This is a genomic window from Kitasatospora purpeofusca (assembly GCF_034043715.1).
GTDB lineage: Bacteria > Actinomycetota > Actinomycetes > Streptomycetales > Streptomycetaceae > Kitasatospora > Kitasatospora purpeofusca_A.
Map to the genome: position 1 here is coordinate 42,239 of NZ_JAXCLC010000007.1, position 13,703 is coordinate 55,941.

Annotated in this window: 18 protein-coding genes; 10 read left to right on the forward strand and 8 right to left on the reverse strand. The window is 73.4% G+C overall.

Going from position 1 to position 13,703, the window contains the following annotated elements; translation table 11 throughout:
• The first annotated feature begins 121 nt into the window (after positions 1 to 121).
• Positions 122 to 1,054 (forward strand): hypothetical protein, encoded by a 933-nt coding sequence (locus SM793_RS05515; RefSeq protein WP_320436868.1) that lies wholly within the window; start codon positions 122 to 124, stop codon positions 1,052 to 1,054.
• Positions 1,055 to 1,147: 93 nt separating this feature from the next.
• Complete coding sequence (locus tag SM793_RS05520) at positions 1,148 to 1,882, forward strand: peptidyl-tRNA hydrolase (protein WP_320436869.1); 735 nt, start codon at positions 1,148 to 1,150, stop codon at positions 1,880 to 1,882.
• A gap of 75 nt (positions 1,883 to 1,957) precedes the next feature.
• Here the strand turns inward: SM793_RS05520 and SM793_RS05525 are convergent, their stop codons facing one another.
• From SM793_RS05525 to SM793_RS05535, 3 genes are all read right to left on the reverse strand, one after another.
• Positions 1,958 to 3,001, reverse strand: a complete 1,044-nt coding sequence (locus tag SM793_RS05525; protein ID WP_320436870.1) for a DNA topoisomerase IB — start codon at positions 2,999 to 3,001, stop codon at positions 1,958 to 1,960.
• A 1-nt stretch (position 3,002) separates the two neighbouring features.
• On the reverse strand, positions 3,003 to 4,469 hold the full coding sequence (locus SM793_RS05530; protein WP_320436871.1) for an ornithine decarboxylase: 1,467 nt from the start codon (positions 4,467 to 4,469) through the stop codon (positions 3,003 to 3,005).
• A 111-nt stretch (positions 4,470 to 4,580) separates the two neighbouring features.
• A complete protein-coding gene (locus SM793_RS05535; RefSeq protein ID WP_320436872.1) occupies positions 4,581 to 5,042 on the reverse strand; it encodes an SRPBCC family protein in 462 nt (153 codons plus the stop codon).
• Between the two features lie 274 nt (positions 5,043 to 5,316).
• On the opposite strand from SM793_RS05535, the gene SM793_RS05540 reads away from it, so the two are divergent.
• The 5 genes from SM793_RS05540 (at position 5,317) to SM793_RS05560 (ending at position 8,185) form a co-directional block, all read left to right on the forward strand.
• Positions 5,317 to 5,550, forward strand: a complete 234-nt coding sequence (locus SM793_RS05540; RefSeq protein WP_320436873.1) for a DUF6296 family protein — start codon at positions 5,317 to 5,319, stop codon at positions 5,548 to 5,550.
• A 141-nt stretch (positions 5,551 to 5,691) separates the two neighbouring features.
• Positions 5,692 to 6,612 carry a Rieske (2Fe-2S) protein gene (locus tag SM793_RS05545; protein WP_320436874.1) on the forward strand — a complete coding sequence of 307 codons (921 nt, stop codon included), beginning with the start codon at positions 5,692 to 5,694 and terminating at the stop codon, positions 6,610 to 6,612.
• Between the two features lie 122 nt (positions 6,613 to 6,734).
• Positions 6,735 to 7,271 carry a ferritin-like domain-containing protein gene (locus tag SM793_RS05550; protein WP_320436875.1) on the forward strand — a complete coding sequence of 179 codons (537 nt, stop codon included), beginning with the start codon at positions 6,735 to 6,737 and terminating at the stop codon, positions 7,269 to 7,271.
• 101 nt (positions 7,272 to 7,372) lie between these two features.
• Positions 7,373 to 7,633: a DUF4235 domain-containing protein gene (locus SM793_RS05555; RefSeq protein WP_320436876.1), complete on the forward strand. Its 261-nt coding sequence runs from the start codon at positions 7,373 to 7,375 to the stop codon at positions 7,631 to 7,633.
• A gap of 207 nt (positions 7,634 to 7,840) precedes the next feature.
• Positions 7,841 to 8,185, forward strand: coding sequence for a hypothetical protein (locus tag SM793_RS05560; RefSeq protein WP_320436877.1), 345 nt, complete (start codon positions 7,841 to 7,843; stop codon positions 8,183 to 8,185).
• 87 nt (positions 8,186 to 8,272) lie between these two features.
• Here the strand turns inward: SM793_RS05560 and SM793_RS05565 are convergent, their stop codons facing one another.
• From SM793_RS05565 to SM793_RS05585, 5 genes are all read right to left on the reverse strand, one after another.
• The gene (locus SM793_RS05565; RefSeq protein WP_320436878.1) at positions 8,273 to 8,752 is read right to left on the reverse strand and encodes a flavin reductase family protein; all 480 of its coding nucleotides are present in this window, start codon (positions 8,750 to 8,752) and stop codon (positions 8,273 to 8,275) included.
• 152 nt (positions 8,753 to 8,904) lie between these two features.
• Positions 8,905 to 9,078 carry a hypothetical protein gene (locus SM793_RS05570; protein ID WP_320436879.1) on the reverse strand — a complete coding sequence of 58 codons (174 nt, stop codon included), beginning with the start codon at positions 9,076 to 9,078 and terminating at the stop codon, positions 8,905 to 8,907.
• A gap of 31 nt (positions 9,079 to 9,109) precedes the next feature.
• Positions 9,110 to 9,268, reverse strand: coding sequence for a hydrophobic protein (locus SM793_RS05575; RefSeq protein ID WP_320436880.1), 159 nt, complete (start codon positions 9,266 to 9,268; stop codon positions 9,110 to 9,112).
• A gap of 205 nt (positions 9,269 to 9,473) precedes the next feature.
• Complete coding sequence (locus tag SM793_RS05580; RefSeq protein WP_320436881.1) at positions 9,474 to 9,902, reverse strand: STAS domain-containing protein; 429 nt, start codon at positions 9,900 to 9,902, stop codon at positions 9,474 to 9,476.
• Between the two features lie 25 nt (positions 9,903 to 9,927).
• Complete coding sequence (locus SM793_RS05585) at positions 9,928 to 10,326, reverse strand: helix-turn-helix domain-containing protein (protein WP_320436882.1); 399 nt, start codon at positions 10,324 to 10,326, stop codon at positions 9,928 to 9,930.
• A 133-nt stretch (positions 10,327 to 10,459) separates the two neighbouring features.
• Between SM793_RS05585 and SM793_RS05590 the strand changes: the two genes are divergently transcribed.
• The 3 genes from SM793_RS05590 to SM793_RS05600 all read left to right on the forward strand — a co-directional run bounded on the left by SM793_RS05590 (position 10,460) and on the right by SM793_RS05600 (position 13,517).
• Complete coding sequence (locus tag SM793_RS05590; protein ID WP_320436883.1) at positions 10,460 to 10,936, forward strand: hypothetical protein; 477 nt, start codon at positions 10,460 to 10,462, stop codon at positions 10,934 to 10,936.
• A gap of 188 nt (positions 10,937 to 11,124) precedes the next feature.
• Complete coding sequence (locus SM793_RS05595) at positions 11,125 to 11,463, forward strand: hypothetical protein (RefSeq protein WP_320436884.1); 339 nt, start codon at positions 11,125 to 11,127, stop codon at positions 11,461 to 11,463.
• Positions 11,460 to 13,517, forward strand: a complete 2,058-nt coding sequence (locus SM793_RS05600) for an aconitate hydratase (RefSeq protein ID WP_320436885.1) — start codon at positions 11,460 to 11,462, stop codon at positions 13,515 to 13,517. The genes SM793_RS05595 and SM793_RS05600 overlap by 4 nt, the downstream gene beginning before the upstream one ends.
• Positions 13,518 to 13,703 lie beyond the last annotated feature (186 nt).

Sequence of the window (13,703 nt, forward strand, 5' to 3'; positions counted from 1 at the left end):
GCCCTCGAACAGAGGCGCGCGGGGGCGCGGTCGGGAGAAGGCGGAGCAGTGACGGCGAGAACGCACAGGGTAGCCGGAACAGACCGGTGATCGGACGGCCGAAAGGCCGTACCGTAGCCCCATGGGCGAGCGAAGCGATCATCCACAGGGGCCGGGCGCGGCGGAGGACTCGGGCGCGCAGGAGATCGAGGCGACCGTGGTCCTGGGACTGCGGATCACGGACTGGCCGGCGCTGCGTGCCGCAGCCGTCGCGGCCGTGGAGGAACTGGACTTCGACGGCATCGATCCGGCCGGGCAGCGCCGTGAACTGCTGCGCGAGGTGGCCGAGGACGCCAACGCGGCACTCGGCGCACTGCTCCACCCGGACCGGCTGGTGGCGGCGATCCCCGGGGTCGAGGCGGTCGGCGGCACGCTGGAGATCAGCGTCACCGAGGACTTCGCGCCGGACTTCGCCGAGCTGTTCCCACTGGACGGCGAGGAGGAGGACGGCGGCAGCGCGGCGGGCGACTGGACGCTCACCCCCCGCACCGCGTGCCTGCTCCACGCCCAGCTGCTCGGGCTGGCCGACGCCGCCTACGACGACCTCGACGAGCACGAGGACGAGCCGGTCGTCGACGGCGAGGAGGCGGACTGGACGGTGTTCGGGAGGCTGCCGCAGCGCACCTGGCGGCTGCACCGGAACTGGCGCCGTGCGATGGCCCGCACCTTCGACGACCTCGCCGACGACCTCGCGCTCGGCGAATGGCCGCTCCCGCGCTGCCTCGCCGAGGAGATCGCGCTGCGGATGGCCCTGGTCGACGCCCGGACCCTGCTCGGCGCGCAGCCCGAGTCGGTCGCCGACATGATGGGCGACCTGCCCGCGGACCTGTACGACTACGACTGGGACGGCTGCCACGACGAGCTGTTCGGCGTCTACGGGCCGGACGACGGGGATCCGGAGCTGACCGCGGAGCAGCGCGCCGAACTGCTGCTCACCGCCACGCACCCGGAGGGCTGGTTCCTGAACTACGACGACGCGGAGGAGCGGGACGCGCAGCGCGGCTTCCGCCGCTGACCGCGACCCGGGAGGCGGGCGCCGCGAGGTGGGCGCCGGGCCCCGGGAGCCCCGCGGTGATCGCCCCGGGGCGGGGGCTGGCATGCTGGTCCGGTGACCTCACCGTTCGACGCCCCCGTTCCCGACCCGACGCCCGAGGACCGCGACGCCCGGCAGCAGTACGTGCTGCCGCTGGTGGTCCGGATGGAGCGCGCGACGCCGCCCGGGCGGACCGACGCGCTGGAGACCTCGGCGCGGGCGGTGCTGACCCTGCTGAACGACCCGCGGGTGACCGCGGCGGAGGGCGAGTGGGCGGAGCGGGTCCTGGCCTGGGAGGACGCGCGGATCCGCAAGGTGGTCCGGCGGGCGCGGGGCGGCGAGTGGCGCCGGGCTGGCGAGCTTCCCGGGATCACGGTGACGGGGCAGCAGGCGGAGGTGCGGGTGTTCCCGCCGGTTCCGCTGGACGGCTGGCCGAAGGAGCTGGCCAAGCTCCAGGTGTCGGGCACCGACCTGGAGGAAGCCGGTCCGGTCGGCGCCGCGGCGCCGGGTGTGCCGGTGCTGTGGCTGAACCCGGAGCTGGAGATGAGTGCCGGCAAGACGATGGCGCAGACCGGCCATGCCGCGCAGCTCGCCTGGTGGCGGCTGGACGACGCCCGGCGCAAGGAGTGGGCGGAGAGCGGCTTCGCGCTCGCCGTCCGTACGGCGACGCCGGAGAGGTGGGCGGAACTGGTGGTGAGCGAGCTCCCGGTGGTGCGGGACGCGGGCTTCACCGAGATCGCCCCCGGGCCGACCGTCGTGCTGGAAGGCGGCGAGCGCTACTGCCCCACCCCGCGCCTGCGACGCCCGTGAACGCACCACGCAGGCCCTCGCCCTGATCCCGACTCCGACGCGGCGGCGGCGCGCGTTACCGGTCGGCGGGGTTGCTCACCGCTCGCCGAGGAGGTCGAGGACAGCGAGTTCGACGACCTGGCCGGTACCCGGCAGGCCGTCGGGGCCGGCCCGGCCGGGGGCGAGGTCGGGCAGGGCGGCCGTGATGGTGTCGCCCTGGTCGTAGAGCTCGAACAGCCGGGGGTTGAGGTAGGAGGCGCGGCACACGGTCGGGGTGTTGCCGAGGTAGGCGGCGGTCTCCCTGACGACGCGGGCGGCCGCCCTGCGCCGGGCCGCGGCGGAGCGGCCGGCCTGGGGCCAGGACACGGCGAGGCCGACGGCGGCGAGGACGGTGGCGTGCCAGGTGCGGAAGTCCTTGGCGGAGACATCGGTGCCCAGGCCGGCGCGGAGGTAGGCGTTGAGGTCCGGTGCGGTGAGCGGCTCCCAGCGGCGGTGCGCCCAGTAGGCCCAGAGACCGGGGCTGTCGTCCCTGCGGCGCAGCAGCGCCCGGACCGTCCGGGCGGCGGGCCGGTCGGTGAGGGTGAGGTCGCGCTCGCGGCCGGACTTGGCGGGGTAGGCGAAGTGCAGCGTGCCACCGTGGACGGTGGTCTGGTCCCGGCGCAGGGTGGTGAGGCCGTACGAGCCGTTGGCCTCCTCGTAGGCGGGTGAGCCGATCCGGAAGAAGCCCAGGTCGAGCAGGCGGGCGGCGCAGGCGGCGACGCGGTCGTGCTGGAGGCCGCGCAGCTCCAGGTCCGAGGCGACCCGGGCGCGGAGTTCGGGCAGCCGGCGGGCGACGGTCAGGACGTGGTCGTGCTTGGCCGCCTCCTGCTGGGCGCGGAACTCCGGGTGGTACAGGTACTGGCGGCGACCGGCGGCATCGGTGCCGAGGGCCTGGATGTGGCCTCGGGGGTCCGGGCAGATCCATACGTCGGTCCAGGCCGGGGGGATGACGAGGGCCTTGAGCCTGGCGAGTTGTCCGGCGTCGTGGATGCGGGTGCCCGTCGTGTCCCGGTAGCCGAATCCGGAGCCGTGCCGCACGCGGGTCCAGCCGGGCCGGGTGGGATCACTGGTGGTGAGGCGGGCCGTCCGTGGCACCGTCACGTCAGTGCTCGACGCTGACCCGGAAGGTGTCCAGACTCGGGTCGGCGCTGTCGGGGACCAACATACCCGCCCGCGTCCCACTGCGCAGGTAGTCGATGACGTCCTGGTTCAGGCGCTCACCGGGGAGGGCGGCGGGGACGCCGGGCGGGTAGGGGGTGAGCATCTCGGCGACGATCCGCCCGGCGGCCTTCTGGGCCGGGACCTGCTCGGTGGGCCCGAAGAACGCGTCGCGCGGCACCATCACCTGGTCCAGCCGCAGCCGCTCCGGGTCCGGGACGTCGACCTGGGGCGCCGGCCGCAGGTCGGGCGCGATCGCGAGGAGTTCCCGCAGGCCCTGGATCAGGGCGTCGGTGGTGGTCGTGTCGTCGGCGTGGGTCAGCTGGGCGCTGATCCTGCGGTGGTCGCAGAGGTGCAGGGCGAGCTGGTGGTGGGAACGCAGCCAGTCGCCGGCCCGGTAGCCGGTGGTGCCCAGCTCGGAGATGTCGATGATGACCTGCAGGGGGTCGAGGTCGGCAGCGCGTCCGGGACCGCAGAAGTCCGCCCGGCCGTGGACGTGCAGGCCCTCCATCCGCTCGACCCGGTCGCGGACCGTGTCGGCGAGGTCGAGCGCGTGGTCGTACAGGGCGCGGCCGTGCTGCGCCATCTGGCGGCGCCAGCCGTCGAGGGCGGCGTACACCAGCGTGGAGGGGCTCGTGGTGCCCAGCAGGTCCTCGCACTGACTGAGCGCCGTCCGGTCGACCCGCTCGCCCTGGAGGTGGAAGACGGAGCTCTGTTCCAGGCCGGAGCCCATCTTGTGGACGGAGGTGACGCACACGTCGGCGCCGGCGTCCATCGCCCACCGGGGCAGCCGGGGGTGGAAGGGCAGGTGCGCGCCCCAGGCCTCATCCACGATCAGCGGCCGGCCCGTCGCGTGGCACTCGTCCGCGACGGCCACGAGGTCGGCGCAGGTGCCGTAGGGGGTGGGCGAGGTGACGAGGGCCCCGCGGGCATCGGGGTGGTCCTGGAGGGCGGTGCGGAAGGACTCGGCCGACGGCGGGTGGGCCAGGTGCAGGTCCGGGTCCCACTGGGGCTCGACCCAGACCGGCTGGATCCCGGCCAGGATCAGACCGGCGACGACCGACTTGTGCGCGTCCCGGCCGATCAGCAGCTTCTCGTGCGGGCCGGCGACGGCCAGCATCGCGGCCTTGACGGACAGGGAACTGCCGCAGGTGGAGAAGAAGGTGTGGTCGGCGCCGACGGCTTCCGCCATCAGCTCCTGGGCGTGCTGCAGGATGCCGCGGGAGTCGGTGCGGTCGTCGAGGCCGCCGGTCGCCAGGACGTCGGCGCGGAAGACGTCGGCGCCGAGCGTCTGGAGGACGCGGGGGTCGGTGCCCCGCCCTTGCTTGTGACCGGGTGGGGTGAACACGGTCAGCGGGTTGGCGTGGAAGGCCGCGAGGGCTTCGAGTACCGGTGCCTGGGACTGGTCCATGTTGTCGCGTGTTCCCGTCGTCCCGCACAGGAAACGGTGGTGCCGGCCCGCACGGGAAACGGCGGTGCCGGCCCGTACGGCCGACACCGCCGCTCCACCACCCGGAGCCGGTCAGCCGCCCGGGGCGATGCGGCCCCGCCAGCCGCCCTCCTCGACGCCGTGGTCCTCGATGAAGGACTTGAAGCGCCGCAGGTCGCCCTTCACCCTGCGGTCGACCATGCCCATCGCGTCGGCGGCCTTCTCCGCGACGCCGTCGGGTTCGAAGTCGATGGCCAGGCGGACGGTGGTGTGCCGGTCGTCGAGGCGCTCGAAGGTGACGACGCCCATCTGCTGCACTTCGCCGCCGGTCGTGCGCCAGGCGATCTTCTGGTCCGGCAGCTGGTCGACGATCTCGGTGTCGAACTCGCGGGTGACACCGGCGACCTTGGTCGTCCAGTGGTTGTGGCGGTCGTCGAGCTGGGTGACCTGCTCGACACCCTCCATGAAGCGGGGGAAGTCCTCGAATTGCGTCCACTGGTTGTAGGCGGTGGTGAGCGGGACGTCCACCTCGATCTGTTCCTGCACGATGCTCATCGCGGGTCCTCCGTGGTTTCGTGGTCGGACTATCCGCTCGCCTGCCCCGCTCGTGCCTGCCCATGCGTCGCGAGGTCCTATTGGGCGGGGGCGGACCCGGCCGGACGGCGACGGCCCCGGCGCCGGGACACCGCCGCCCCTGTGGACGCGCATGGATCGGACCGCACGGGGCACACGCTGCGGCGTCCACGACGATCGACCGGCCGGGGAGGCCGCCGAGAGGGTTGTCCGTACCGTTGGAACGGGTGGTCGCGGGGTTCCGAGGAGGTGCCCGATGGCTCCGCAGTTGCGGTACGCCGTGACGCTGCCGGGTCCGGTCGGCGCCCACGGCGCGGCGAAGGTGGTCGTGGTGCAACTCCTCCACGACGGCGGCGGGGTCGGCCCGGTGTGGGGCGACACCGGCGGCCTGTGGCGGATGCGGATCGACGGCGAGGCCGCGATCGTGCTGCGGGCGCCCTCCGGGTACGAGGGCCGGCAACTGTGCCTGCACGCGGTCCTGCTGGCTTGACGTCCCTGACCTCCCTGATGTCCTTGACCCCGCCACGACCCGCACCGGCCACCCGGACCCCTCGGACCTTCCACGCGCCGGCTACCCCGGTCGGCGCAGCCCGTCCCGCATCCGACGAAAGGTGATGGCAGCGTGGTTGTCATGGGAACCAGCTCCGACCGCCCCACTCGCACCGACCGCCCGGGCCCGGTGGCCGGGCTCGGCACCCGGACGCTCAAAGCCCTCGACGCCCTGGCCGGCGCGAGGCAGCTCGACCCGGTCGTCGAACCCCTGCAACGCGTGGTCCGAAGCCTGCCGCTCGGGCGGCTGCGCGACGTTCTGCACGGCCGTCCGCTCGGCCACCCCCTGCACCCCGCGCTGGTGCAGCTGCCGGTCGGCGCCTGGCTTTCCAGTGCCGTGCTGGACCGGGTGCCAGGCTGCGAGCGGCCCGCGCGCGTCCTGGTCGCGGTGGGCGTGGCGACCGCCGGGCCGGCCGCGCTGGCGGGCTGGGTCGACTGGGCCGAACAGCCCCAACAGCAGCTGCGCACCGGTGTGGTGCACGCCGCTTCGATGGTGGCCGCGCTGGGCCTGTACGGCACGTCGTGGGCGGTCCGCGCACGCGGCGGGGCACGGCTCGGCCGTGGCCTGGGCCTCGCCGGGCTGGCCGTGCTGGGCGTCGGGGCCGCGCTCGGCGGCCACCTCGCCTACCGGCAGGGCGCCGGCGCGAACAAGAGCGAGCCCGTCCCGCACCTCGTCGAGCCAGGCTGGCACGACCTCGGCCGCGCCGACGGCTTCCCACTCGGAGAGGCGGTGCGCCGCACCGTCGGCGAGGTTCCCGTGCTGGTGGTCCGCGAGGCGGACGAGGTCTTCCGGGTCCTCGCCGACCGGTGCAGCCACTTCTCCGGCCCGCTCTCCGAGGGGGAGATCGCTGACGGCTGCGTCACCTGCCCCTGGCACGGCAGTGTGTTCCGCCTCGCCGACGGATGGAACGTGGGCGGCCCCGCCACCGCACCCCAACCGTGCTTCGCCACCCGAGTCGACGCCGACGGCACTCTCCAGGCGTGCCTGCCCGACGCGGGCTGACTGCCGGCGGCCCCGGTCGGCTACTGCGAACCGGTAGACCTGCACCCGACCGCGCATGCCGGCGTGCGGAGGTGGGAACGCGAGCCGCGACCGACCGCCGTTTCCTCCCCCTGGAGCGCAGCATGACAACCGACGAGTTCGTGATCGACGTGACCCGCATCCGCGACGAGGCCCGCCAGAAGATGGCGGACGGAGCGGTCACCGCCACCTACGGCCTCGACGCGGACAAGGTGATCGCCGTCCTCAACGACGTGGTCGCCACCGAGATCGTGTGCTGGCTGCGCTACACACGGCACGCGGTCTCCGCCACCGGCATCGACCGCGCCCAGGTCGCCGCCGAGTTCACCGAGCACGCCGCCGAGGAGATGCAGCACGCCCTGCGCGCGGCCGAGCGCATCTCCCAGCTCGGCGGCGAACCGGACTTCGACCCCGCCACCCTCGTCCAGCGCGCCCACACCGACTACACCACCCCGGCCGGCACCGACCTCAGGGCCATGCTGGAGAACAACCTGCTGGCCGAACGCATCGTGATCTCCACCTACCAGGAGATCGCGCGCTGGCTGGGCGACCACGACCCCACCACCCGCCGCCTCATCGAGTCCATCCTCGAAGAGGAGGAGGAGCACGCCGACGACCTCACCGACCTCCTCGCCACCTGAGCCGGGCCCGTCCTGCCCGGCTCGCCTCCCGACGGTTCGCGCGGCGCGGCCCGGGAAGACGACTACTGCCTGCACGATCGCCACCCCGTCGGGAGGCCCCCATGTCCAGGATTCTCTACAAGCCGCTCGGACTGCTGGCCGGCGCCCTCGGCGGGGTCGTCGCCGGTGCCGTCTTCAAACGCCTCTGGGCCCTTCTCGGCCACGAGGACGAGGCGCCGACCGCGACCGACCCCGAGCGCACCTGGGCCGAGGTCCTGGCCGCGGCCACACTCCAGGGAGCGGTGTTCGCGCTCGTCAAGGCGGTGGTCGAACGAGGCGGTGCGGTCGGCGCCCGGCGTCTGACGGGCACCTGGCCCGGCTGAGGCGGCGCCACCCACCCCTACGGCGGCCCCGCGCCGGCGCCGGTGCTGATGACGGCTGACGCCGAGGGCTCGGCCCCCGGCCCCCGGGCCGTCCCCCCAGGCGACCGGTGTCGCCGTTCACCCGATTGCCGGGGCGGGGCCCTGTCGGTCCAGGGCCGTCGGTACCGCCCGGCGGCGGATGCGGCCGAGGCGTCGTAGGTTGCGGGCATGACCAGTGAAGAGACGACGATCCTGGCCGTGGGGGTCCGCCCGCTGGACGAGGTGTTCGACGCGATCGAGACCGCCAACCGTCGCCCGCAGCCCTGGACCGGATTCGACCACGCGGTCCTGGGCGCCTACCGGTGGGCCGCCGGAGCCCAGGTGGCGGCGCCGGTCACCGCCGCCGCCGCGCTCGGAGCCCTCGGCCCGTGCCGGGCCCAGCTGCTGGCCGAATGCCAGGCCGCCGCGGTCCGCCTGCGCCACGCCCTGGACGCATCGACGGACGCCGCCGGCGCTCTGGGCGCCTACCGGGCGCTCGCCTGGCTCTGCGGCCACCACGACGACCGGCCCTGACCGCCGCCGCTCCGGACCGCTACCCCTTCCGACCGCCACCGCTTCTGACCGCTACCGCCAGGGCAACGGGCCGGGCCCGCGAGCCGGTTATGCCGGGTGCCCCGCGTCGATGTCCTTCACGTCGCGGAAGTACAGCGGGCGACCGTCGGACGCGGTCGCGGCATCGACCGGGTCGAGCAGGAAACCCACGTGGTCGCCCCAGTCGGCCCGGTCGACGACACGGCCGGCGAACCAGGCCGTGGCACCCGTCAGTACGGGCACCCCCGCGGGGCCGGGCTCCCACCCGGCGACGGCGAACTTGTCGACGTCGTCGCCGGTACGGCCGCCGAAGAGTTCGGCGAGATCGTGCCGGTCCGCCGGGAGCAGGTGGACCACCAGCAACTGCGAGCGCGACGCGACACGGTAGGTGCGGTTCGCCTTGGAGACCCACACGGCGAAGCGCGGCGGCTGGATCGAGCACTGTCCGGCGAAGCCGACCAGGCAGCCCGCGCGCTCCTGGCCGGCCGCCGCAGTGACCACGTACACCGGATAGTCCAGCAGCGCGGCGAACGATTCGAATCGATCCATGACTGCTCCTGCGGCTCTGCGGCTCTGCGGCTCCTACGACTCTTACGACTCCTGCGACTTCTGCGACCGGGGCAGCGTCGAACGTCGGCTCGCGGGCCGCTGGAGCGAGCCCACGGGCCGGGGCGGCCGACGCGGGGCTCGTCGGCCGCCGTTCAACGCCTTGCGGCGTCCTTGATCTTCTCCAGTGTCCGCTTGACGTCGGCCAGGGCCTGCCGGTCCGTCACCCGGGCGGCCATCGTCCTGGCACCCGTGGCTGTACCGGCCGTCCCCTCAGCCTTCCCCTTCGACATGTCGGACGCGTTCGCCCGCTTGCGTTCCGTACCCACTTCACCCTCCTCCCGACTGCCTCCCTGTCGGTCACCACCGGTACCAACGGCCTCCGGCCGTACCGCGCATGACGAAGCCGAGGATCCACACCACCAGGACGGCCAGGGCGACCCACCACAGGACGTGCACCGCGAACCCCGCCCCGGCCAGGACCAGAGCCAGCAGAAGAACCACAACCAGTGCGACCACGAGACTCACCCGTCCTTTCAGTCACTTCGTGTGCCCAGCTCCACGCCGGTCACACGTCCGCCATCAGCGGCTCGAACCGGTGCTGCCGGCCGCTCGCCGTCCCTGTCGCGGCCGCGTGCCGCCGTGCGCGGGGTCGCCCGGACGTGAGCACGGCCGCAGGCCCCGGCACGGGCGCTCGGCTACCGGCTCGGCAGCGGCGCGCCGGTCACGCTTCCGGCCCGCCGGCGACGGTGAAATCCCCGTCCGTGCCGGTGATCCTCAGCAACCGGCCGACCGGCCCGCTGAGGGCGGTCAGGACCAGGGACTTGTCGGCGTCGGCGGCCGAGGCACGCAGGTCGATGAGGACGTTGAGGCCGGCGCAGTCGCAGAAGGTGACGGCGCCCAGATCGAGGTCCAGCCCTGTGCTGCTCGCACGGAGCGCCGTGACCAGGGCCTCGCGCAGATCCTGGGCGACATCCATGTCGATCTCCCCCCGCACGCGGGCCACGATCCGGTGCGGAGCGGCGGGCGCGAGACGGACCGCGAGGCGGCCGAGCCCGGCGTGGACCTCGCCCAGAGGCCCCCCGGAGGCCAACGGCGTGCTGGCGGTGAGATCCGCCGGAACGGGGAACGCGCGGACATCTCCGAAGGCCATCGCTCTCTCCCCTTCCAGGGTCATGTCATGCCTTGCGACCCGGCGAGACCGGTACGGCGGGACGGGTGATCGCCTGTTTCTCGGGGCCGCCCTCGCGGCCCGGGCTGTCGGCGGGCTCCTGGCCCTGCCGGTCGGGTCCTGCGAGCAGCTCCAGAAGCCCCGCCACCTGGTGCTCGCCCTCGGCCGGGTGGCGGAAGAGCGTGCCGGGCGTGACCCGGTAGTGGTTACGGCGTCCCTCGCGTGTGTGGGTGAGGTAGCCGGCCTTCTCCAGATCGCGGACGATCGCCTGGACCGCGCGGTCCGTCAGACCACAGGTGGCGGCCAGCTCCCGCAGCCGCACGTCGTGGTTGCGGGAGATCATGACGAGTACCCGTGCGTGGTTGGTCAGGAAGGTCCAACCGGTTCGGGCTTCCCACGACTCCATGCCCGAATTATACGATTTGCGATTCAGGTTTCGCCAGAGGTGTATCGAGCTTCACCTGTCGCCTGATCGTTAGCGTCGGACCGGACCGGGCAGACGAGCAGCAAGTAGCACTCGACCCGTGGAAGGAAGGATCATGCTTCTCCTTGGACTTCTGCTGCTGGCCGCGACGGGAGCCTTCACCGGACTGCTCATCGCCGACAACCTGTCCGGGGGCCCGGACTACGGCGTGACGGTGCTCGGCAACCAGATCGCCACCATGAACAGCCTGGCCGTCTTCCTGTCCGGCATCGCCCTGACCTTGATCTTCGGGCTCGGCCTCGCCATGGCGACCGGCGGCGCGGCGCGGATGCGCCGCCGGGCGGACGAGCGGCGCGAGACCCGGGCCCTCGCCCGACGGCAGTCCATGGCCGAGCGGGAGGCCGTGACCGAGCGGGAGGCCGTCGCCGACCGGCCGGCCATGACCGACCGGCAGGCCATGGCCGAGCGGGAGGCGCCGGTGGACCGCGAGGCGCCGGCGGACCGCACGACGGAACCCGCGGTGGTACCCGCGGCCGAAGGCACGTCAACGAGGTCGCGGCCGCACCGCGGACTGCACCTGTTCGGCCACTGACCGCTGATCGGCCACTGACGGCGCCCACCCGCGGGCCGGTGGCCGTCTCGGTCTGCCGTCGGTCCTGGAACCGCATCTCCGTCGCTCCTTCACCGGGCCGTGAACCGCTCGCCCGCACGCCGTTAGAGCGACCGCGTCCCGGGCACGAGCCCGGTTGAGGGGCGTCGCCGACCTGTGGAGGTGGCGAAATGGACGGGCCTGCCCTTTCGTGGAGCGAGCGGCGGAAGCTGAACGAGATCGAGAACGACCTGCGGGCCGACCGCGAGCTGGAGCGTGAGCTGACCGGGATGCGGCTCAGCGCCCGACGCCAGACCGCGTACGCGCTCGACGCGCTCCGCCGGATCCCGGCCGTGGCGCAGTCGCTGCTGGTGGTGACCTCCGTCGGGCTGCTTGCGGCCGCGGTGCGGCTGCGCCCGTCGGGCGCGCTCGTGCTCTTCGGCCTGGTCTGGGCCGTCACGCTCGCCGTCCTGGCCGCCCATGCCGCCCACCGGTGGCACCGCCGACATCCGAGGGAGCGAGAACCATGACCGAACCGTTGACGGCTGCCCAGCAGCTCATCGAGGCGCATCTCGTCGAGGGCCGGACGGTCGCGGGGGAGGAGATCGGCCTGCGGGTCGACCAGACCCTGTGCCAGGACGCCACCGGGACGCTGGTGATGCAGGAACTCGAAGCCCTCGGCCTGGACCGGGCGCGTACCGAGCTGAGCGTCCAGTACGTGGACCACAACATCCTCCAGGCCGACGAGCGCAACGCCGAGGACCACCTGTTCCTGCGCTCGGCCGCGCAGCGCTTCGGCCTCTGGTACTCCAAGCCCGGCAACGGCGTGTCGCACCCCACCCACATGCAGCGCTTCGGCATCCCCGGCAAGACGCTGATCGGCTCCGACTCCCACACCTGCGCCGCCGGCGCACTCGGCATGCTCGCCATCGGCACCGGCGGCCTGGACGTCGCCCTCGCCATCGCCGGCGAACCCCTGTACCTGCGGATGCCGCGGATCTGGGGCATCCGTCTCGACGGCGAACTCCCGGACTGGGTCAGTGCCAAGGACGTCATCCTCGAACTGCTGCGCCGCCACGGCGTCAAGGGCGGCCTGGGCCGGATCCTCGAGTACCACGGGCCGGGGCTGGCCGGCCTGACCGCCATGGACCGGCATGTGATCGCCAACATGGGCGCCGAACTGGGCGCCACCGCAAGCGTGTTCCCCGCCGACGAGGCCGTCCGCGACTTCCTCCGCTCCGAGGGCCGGGAGGAGGACTTCGTCCCGCTGGCCGCCGAGCCCGGCGCCGCCTACGACCTCACCGAGGAGGTCGACCTCGCCGCCCTCGAACCCCTGATCGCCGAACCGTCCTCTCCCGGCAACGTCGTCCCGGTCCGCGAGGCGGCCGGAACCCCGGTCCACCAGGTGGTGGTCGGCTCCTCCGCCAACCCCGGACTGCGCGACTTCGCGATGGCCGCCGCCATGGTCAAGGGCCGGCAGACCGCCGGACGGGTCAGCTTCGACGTCAACCCCAGCTCGCGCGAGGTGCTCCAGGACATGACCCGCACCGGCGCCACCTTCGACCTGATCGCCGCGGGCGCCCGCATCCACCAGTCCGGCTGCATGGGCTGCATCGGCATGGGCCAGGCCCCGGCCGCCGGACGGAACTCGCTGCGCACCTTCCCGCGCAACTTCCCCGGCCGCTCCGGCACCCCGGACGACTCGGTGTGGCTCTGCTCGCCGGAGACCGCCGCGGCCTCCGCGCTCACCGGGGTGGTCACCGACCCCAGGGCCTGGGCGCTGCGGGAGGGGGTCGGGCCGGTCGTCCTGGAGCTGCCGGAGCGCGCGTCGGTCAACCGGGCCATGCTGGAGGCTCCGTTGCCACCCGAGCGGGCCGCCCGGGTCGTACTGGAGCGCGGCCCCAACATCTCCGCCCTGCCCGACCTCGACCCGCTGCCCGACACCCTGGAGGGCCCGGTGCTGCTCAGGGTGGGCGACGACGTCTCCACGGACGAGATCTCCCCGGCCGGGGCCAAGGCCCTGCCGTACCGGTCCAACCTGCCCAGACTCGCCGAGTTCACCCTGACCCGGATCGATCCCGAGTACCCGCGCCGGGCCCGGAAGGCCGGCCCGCACATGATCGTCGCGGGCGAGAACTACGGCCAGGGCTCCTCGCGCGAACACGCCGCGATCACCCCGCGGCTGCTCGGGCTCCGCGTGGTGATCGCCAAGTCGTTCGCCCGGATCCACTGGCAGAACCTGGCCAACTTCGGTGTGCTGGCGGTGGAGTTCGCCGACCCGGCGGACTACGACCGGATCGAACAGGGCGACGTACTGAGGATGGACGGGCTCTTCGAGGGACTGGGCCGGAGTCCCGAACCGGCGCTGACCCGCGAGGACGAGCTGGTGGTGGACGTGGCGGACGAGCTGGTGGTGGCCCCGGAGCCGGAGCGCCCGGAGCCGTCGGTTCCGCGGGAGCCGGTCCTGTGGGTGCACAACGCCACCCGGCACGAGGACTACCGGGTCACCCACCGGTTGTCCGCACGTCAACGGGACGCCGTGCTGGCCGGCGGGGTGATTCCGGCCCTGGCCGCCGCGCGATGAGGACACCGGTGACCGGTGCGGTACCGGGGGGACGCGGGACTGCTCCTCGCCCGTGCCGGCGCCGACCTTGTCAACGCCGCCTTTCCTGAGGTATATGAAAAATCTGGACAAATAGGCCGGTCGCCTGTTGGCCCACCGCCCTGCCCGGTCGGATCTCCGCGGTCGGATTTCCGCGGTCGGGTCTCC